The sequence below is a fragment of the Rhizobacter sp. genome (assembly GCA_021153565.1).
Classification (GTDB): Bacteria; Pseudomonadota; Gammaproteobacteria; order Burkholderiales; family Burkholderiaceae_C; genus Albitalea.
The window spans coordinates 1-5,138 of the sequence record JAJKJU010000297.1 but is presented as its reverse complement, the minus strand read 5'-3'; the positions used below and the strand labels follow the sequence as shown (position 1 = coordinate 5,138).

General features: G+C 59.4%; 4 protein-coding genes and 1 pseudogene. 3 read left to right on the top strand and 2 right to left on the bottom strand.

The annotated features are described in order from the left end of the window. Together AC30NL_RS18695 and AC30NL_RS18690 are read right to left on the bottom strand one after the other, a co-directional pair. Positions 1 to 547: ParB N-terminal domain-containing protein (locus AC30NL_RS18695; RefSeq protein WP_489465495.1), on the bottom strand; the 547-nt coding region annotated here is incomplete at its 3' end. Between the two features lie 4 nt (positions 548 to 551). Next, entirely contained in the window at positions 552 to 1,736 is a 1,185-nt protein-coding gene (locus AC30NL_RS18690; RefSeq protein WP_489465494.1) for an AAA family ATPase, read from the bottom strand. 656 nt (positions 1,737 to 2,392) lie between these two features. Here AC30NL_RS18690 and AC30NL_RS18685 point away from each other — a divergent pair. The 3 genes and pseudogenes from AC30NL_RS18685 to AC30NL_RS18675 all read left to right on the top strand — a co-directional run. Beyond that, entirely contained in the window at positions 2,393 to 3,763 is a 1,371-nt protein-coding gene (locus tag AC30NL_RS18685) for a replication initiation protein (protein WP_489465493.1), read from the top strand. Positions 3,764 to 4,097: 334 nt separating this feature from the next. After that, a complete protein-coding gene (locus AC30NL_RS18680) occupies positions 4,098 to 4,403 on the top strand; it encodes a type II toxin-antitoxin system RelE/ParE family toxin (RefSeq protein ID WP_489465492.1) in 306 nt (101 codons plus the stop codon). Between the two features lie 451 nt (positions 4,404 to 4,854). Further along, a pseudogene (locus AC30NL_RS18675) lies at positions 4,855 to 5,138 on the top strand (tyrosine-type recombinase/integrase); the annotation flags it as partial.

Below are 5,138 nucleotides of genomic sequence, written 5' to 3'. Positions count from 1 at the left end.
GGTTCTCGCGCTCCATCTCGACGAATACCGAGGCGTCATCGAGTTCCTCGACAACCACCAGTACGTCCAATCCCAACTCGAGGCACGCCCGATGACGCCGGTGACCGAAGACGACTTCATACTTTGGCTCACCCTCGCCGCGTCGGCCGCCCAGGGGACGGATCTTGATGGCTTCGACGTTGCCGCTGGCGTCCGCAATCTCGCGCTTGAACTCTTCGAACGCACGGCCACCAAAAGCATCGGGATGCCGGTTCGCCCACCGGCCCGGAACGATCAGCCGCGGGTCTATCCGCTGCGCGCCACGCTCCGTTTTCAACTGCGCCACCTCACCCGTCAGCGCCTCGATGCGCTCATCCAGCACCTGCTTTTCGAACGCGACCGTGGACAGCAAGCCCACCCCCGTTCGCGGTTGAGGCTTGATTGCAACCAAAGATGTCGCGATCTCTACGCCCTCCGGAGTGGCGCCTTCACCGGCAGCCGTGGCAGTCGGAAACACAAAGTTGATGCCAGCGCCTTTGCGGCGATGCGGTGGGTTGGATTCTGTCATGGTGTTACCCCTCAATTTGCTTGCGCCAGAACGACTGCGTCTGATCCTCAATGATCTCGACGAACCGATCGTAGGCCTCGACGGCGCGCTTGAACGCACGCACGCTCGTATCCTCAGCTTTTCCGTCATAGACGGTGCCAAACTCTTTGCTCGACATGCTGGTCGCGGCCGTCTTCGGAATCTCGACGGGCAGCACCTTGTCAGCATAGGCGGCGCCGATCCACTCACGAACGACAGAACTTGCCGCATCCGTAGCCTCGACCTTCGCCAACAGGATGTCGATAAAGGCAAACTCCTTCGTTCCGCCACGTTGGGTGATGAGTTGCGTCGTCAGGTCGGAGAACAAGTCCCAAAACTGTGCGCTGGAGGCGAAGTCCAAAGCGCTCGGCGGCAACGGCATGATGATTCCGTTACTTGCCATCAACGCGTTAATCGTGGTGTACGACAGCGACGGAGGTGTGTCGATGACGATCACGTCGTAAACCAAGCGGGCAGGATCGATTCCGTAGTTCAGAACGTTCCAAAACTCGAACTTCGGGTCCTTGCTCTGCTTGGCCGGCAGGACGAACTCGGCGGAAAATAGAAATGAAGCGGCGCTGATCAGGTCAATGCCATCCCAGTAGCTCGGTCGGATCGCATATCCGATCTCCGTCTCATCGCCGGAAAGCAGGGGCAAGATCGTCTCGTCGACCCCAACCTCCGAATCAGGCAGTACGCCAAACAGAGTCGTTAGGCTTCCCTGAGGGTCACAGTCAATGACAAGCACACGGTGCCCACGCAGGCTCATTCCTTGGGCCAAGGTGAGGGCGGTCGTGGTCTTAGTCACGCCACCTTTGAAGTTTCCGATCGTGATGGTGATCGCCTCGGCGCCGTGTGGGCGCAACTCCTGTCGGCGGATGTCCCGGACCCACTGTCGTACCTCCGCGAGCGTGAATTCACGACGCGAGCCGGTCTCGTTGAGTCGTCCGATAGGCAGGTCGCCCTTTCGGATCCGGTAGTCGATCTGGCTCTTGTCGAAGCCGGTCAGCGCCATCAGTTGCGCCGTGTTGAAGGTGGGGGGGCTCTTACGGGCAGTAGGCCGCAGCACATCCCCGCGTGCTTGCTCAACAACGGCTTTCACTCTTGCTGCTTGCTCTGCAATGGCGTCCAGCGTAATGTTGCGAGACGGGCTCACGACTAGTGTGTTCAATGGGTCCTCCGGAGCAGTGTTCTGCGATAGACGCAGATTCTATCGACTGCGCTTGAACCCGCTACTCGCGTGCAACTCGCGTTTTTTTACCGACGCAGCACCAGTCTTCCCGGACGGCACGGATTTCTTGTTTTCTATTCTTTTATCCACAGATCATCCTGTCTTTATTACTTCAAAGACTTTAGATGATTCGTAGTAAGCTTTTACCTTATAAATCAACAACTTAGCTGAGTTTGCGTCCGGCTTTTCCCGATGTTCCGTCCGGCATTCCCTTGGAATGCGTCCGGCATTGCCCGATGACCCGTCCGCATTCAGCCGAAATGTCCGGTCTTTTGAGCCTTGGGCAACCGTCCGGCCTTTCGAGCCCCCAACGTCTCACTTTCGCGCTACGCGTGCTTCTCGGGTGAGGGGATAAGTGTCCGGTATTCTGAGTGGCCCAAAGCCGTTGGTACGGCACTGCCTGGCGCAGAAGTAGCGGCACACGTTCATAATCTTGAACGGAAATGTCCGGGAATTCCAGTGGCCGGCCCCCGTTGCCGCGGCTCGAAGATGTCCGGGTTTGCGGGTTTTACTCAGCAACTCCTAAGCTTCCCCAAACGTCCGCGTTTGCGAGGACGCCTCTCGGTTAGGTGTCCAAACCGTGGTGGACATATACTGTGAGTGTGGAGAACGCGACATCCAAGCGCAAGAGGGAAGGGCTGCCAGCGACGCTGAACAAGCCTGTGAGCGCGCTCGCGATTGTCCCGCTTAATAGCAGCATCACGGTCACAGCCCGCAAGGCCTACAACGTCATGCTGCATTTGGCTCAGCGAGAAGGTGACACCGGGGATGCAGGGTACAGCGCCCCGCTGAATGCAATTCTCCGGGGCTTTGGCGTCGGTAACAACGTAGCGACCGACGCCAAGCGGTACATCGATCAGATGACGTCGACCAAGATCGAGTGGCGACCGCTGACTGAAGGTGATCAGTGGCTTCTGCCGCTTGAAGGGGATGCGGCAGCGCCGCCACAAACCGATGAGCCGCGCGATGAATTGCGTATCTTTCACATGCTCGCCGAAGTCCGGCTCTACAAGAAGCGCGGCGAAAACTGGGTTACTTGGTTCTACCCGCCAAGCATTAAGGAACAGATGCTGGGGCCCCGCCGGTGGGCGCGGCTCGAACTCGAGGTCATCGCGCAACTCAGTACGTACACCGCTGTGGCCCTCTACGAGATTTGCGCGCGCTATCGAGACAACCCGGGGGGTGTGACGTCTCGCCATTCCTGGGAGTGGTGGGTTGCAGTGCTGAAAGGCTCCGAAGCAGGCAAGCAGCGGGAGTGGCGGAAGTTCAAAAACGAGTTCGTGAATCCGGCCGTGCGCGAAATCAACGACGTCAGCGATATCGAGGTCGAACTCCTCGAGTACAAGCAAGGCAGGGCCATCGCCGATGTGCAATTCGCGGTGCGAAAGAAGCCCGTGAACTCCTTGCCGAACCGGCCAGAACCACCAGACGTTACGCATCTGTTGCAGGCGGCAAAGCTCGGCATTCGCGAGTCCGACGTCGAAGTGTTATTGGAGCAGTACGGGCCCGAGGCGATGACAGCGGCGCTCGATGCGATGGAAAGGTTCATGCGCGGAGCGACCGCACGCCCAATCGTAAGTAAGACTGCTTACTTGAAGACGATCCTCAAGGGACATCCAGTCCAATCCGTGCCGCAGACGACGCTGCCGTCTGTCTCGCCCGCGGTCACGGCCGCACCTCCACCGTTGACGACGGCGGCCGACGATGAGCAGGCGCGCAGACTGGCGGTGTACCGTGCTCGCTTCGAATCGCTCAACGCCGATGAACAGGGCGGGTGGGCTACGCGCTTGCGTAATCACCTGTCCGATCACGGGAAAGTGACATCCGCCGGCGTCATGCGTCGCTTGCAAGCAGGCCAATGGCAGTCGCCGCTCGTCACCGCGATGATGATCAGGTTCTATGCCGAACAAACTGACGGTCCGAACTGGGCAAGCTGCGACCTGAATGTCGAAGGGCCGCCGACATGACACGAAAAGAAGAACGAACCTATGTGCTCTTCATGCAGAAACGGAGAAAATGAACTAACGGCCTACCCCCGTGGACTCGCTTGCCGGCGGACGGCGGACAAGCAAAGCTTAACGATGTACTGACCAGCGCGTGTCGCCGAAAGCGAAGTGGAGAGTCCCCACACGAAGGTGCCCATCGCTTTTCGGCCTACAGGGCGTCCGTAAGGTCGTGTCGAAGGACAGCAATCAGTCTGCTGCTGTTGCCCACCGATGCAAGCCGAAGGACAGCAAAGGGTCGGCACCGCCACGTCGGCTCCGGGCAGTAGCGGTAAGTCATGCTCATTGGCGCGCCAAGGTGATTTTCGTCCGTCCCCCAGTCGCCGATCTTCAAACCTGGATCGCCTTCTACAAGGCACTGGGATTTCAGCAAGACCCGCAATTCCCCGACGACGCTTCAGCACAGCGCGATCGCTGCCGACCAGCGACGCCCCAGGGAAAACCGAATGTCTGCTGGATGACCTACATCGCCGCCGACAACGTGCGTGCGGCGGTGGCGATGGACGAGTTGTTCGGCTCGGCCGCAGCACGGCTGGCAGACTTTCCACGGCTGGGCAAGACCGGCATGGTTGCCAGTTGGTTGCCAGCACGCGATCGCGCATGAGAGCTACCGCATGAGCTACGAGGTGGCCGAGGCCGCCAAGACAGTGTGGGTGCTGGCACTGGTTCACACGGCGCGGCAATGGCCGCCGGGGCGCTGACCGAATACGGCCTCACGGTTCGCAATCAATGTGAGCCGGCCGCGATGGATTGCAAGCCGGAGCCCATCGATTGCAAGCCGCTACAGATAGGCGTCAATGGCCGTTCAGAAGCATGACCTGCAACCGAGATTCCGCGAATCTGAGCGGTCTACGCGGCTCAAGGATTCGAAGGGCAGAGGGGAGGGGGCGAAAGAAAAGGACTAACGCCAAAGCCTTTCGGCGGTCTTATTTCTACGAGTCTTGTTTTTGTGCGGTTTGGTGATTGAAGGGAGTGGCCGACTTGGAGTAAGATAAGCCGTTTGGCGTTAGTGCTTTTTAATGACGTCTCAAACTCGTACGCCCACCACTTCGGACTTGTTCAGCACGCCCTTGGACGAGTCCGCGCTGGCCGAGATGCAGAACTGGTTCGAGGCTTGGCTCGCGCGAGCACGCGACATCGGCCGGTTGCGTCAGACCTCCTCTGAGGAGGTCTACCGGGCGATGTGGGGCGGGTTCATCGAATGGTGCATCTCGCAGCAGCCAGTCGTGCGCCTGCTTTCGGTGTCGATGGAGGACCTGCGCTTGTTTCTTGCCTCGCGCGCGGGTCACGTGGCCGATGGCGACCTCTCATCACGTTACGCCTGGCGCTTGCTCAACCT